The organism is Thiolapillus sp. (assembly GCF_048562965.1).
Lineage (GTDB): Bacteria > Pseudomonadota > Gammaproteobacteria > Chromatiales > Chromatiaceae > Thiolapillus > Thiolapillus brandeum_A.
Genome location: NZ_JBHNMF010001119.1, coordinates 1 through 869 on the forward strand (window position 1 = coordinate 1; position 869 = coordinate 869).

An 869-nucleotide genomic window follows, 5' to 3' on the forward strand; every position below is an offset into this window, starting at 1 on the left:
AATTGTATTCAGGTGTATAGCAGTCGACTGGGATGTCGGGTAATCGAATTGAATGTGCAGCCAGATCATGTGCATCTGCTGGTGAAGGTGCCGCCAAAGGTGTCGATATCGAAGTTGCTTTTTCCGTCGCTGCGCTTTGATGGGATCTTGGCGATCATCGTTCGGATAACCCCATGATTGCGCCCTTGATCAAGTGCAGTATCTCGGCGGTTTCCTGTGCGTGGACCTTGCCGGCCTCGGTGTCATTGAACAGGTGTTTTTGCAAACCGGCGATCCGGCGTAGCTCGCGGATCATGACCTGATCGGTCTGGCTCATCACTCGCCGGCCCAGCACCCGGCGGCGGCAATACTCGGATAGACTGAGCGCCCCGGCCTCAGCCTGGTCGTTGACCTCGGCGAACTCCGAAGCCGTCAGGCGGATGTTGATCCGCTTGCCTCGCGGGTCGGGATTGCGGGCGAATCGTCCGCAATGGTCGTGAAGCTGGTCTGTCACCTTCCTTTCTCCTACGGCAAAAAAGCGCGGCAGCGTGTGGGGGGGGCGGGGGGCTGCTGCCCACTGAACAGTGTGTGTTATTAGGGAACCGTGGGGAGGGCGCAGCCCGTCCACGGTGACCGGTCGGTGATGACGGTGCTTGCACCGTTGTCGCCGAAACACCATCCTGTCCTAGCCTTCTAGCATTAAGATACTAGCTAGTTCCCGTCTATAAATGCCAAGTCATTGAAATTCAATTGAAAAACCGAAAAAAGATGATGAGAAATCCGGTGCAGGATGGTACAATTATGATCTAAAGCATTGATACATAAGAAAACCATTCCAGCACCGGAGGTAACAATGCGAGAAAAACGCACCGTCCAGAGCAGTATATTCC

At 54.7% G+C, this 869-nt stretch carries 1 protein-coding gene and 1 pseudogene; one reads left to right on the forward strand and one right to left on the reverse strand.

Translation table 11 applies throughout. The features are described from left to right. Positions 1-120, forward strand: a pseudogene (locus ACOCD2_RS22705) (transposase); the annotation flags it as partial. 34 nt (positions 121-154) lie between these two features. Here ACOCD2_RS22705 and mobA read toward each other — a convergent pair. Next, positions 155-493, reverse strand: coding sequence for a plasmid mobilization protein MobA (gene mobA, locus ACOCD2_RS22710; protein WP_293653627.1), 339 nt, complete (start codon positions 491-493; stop codon positions 155-157). Between the last annotated feature and the right edge of the window lie 376 nt (positions 494-869).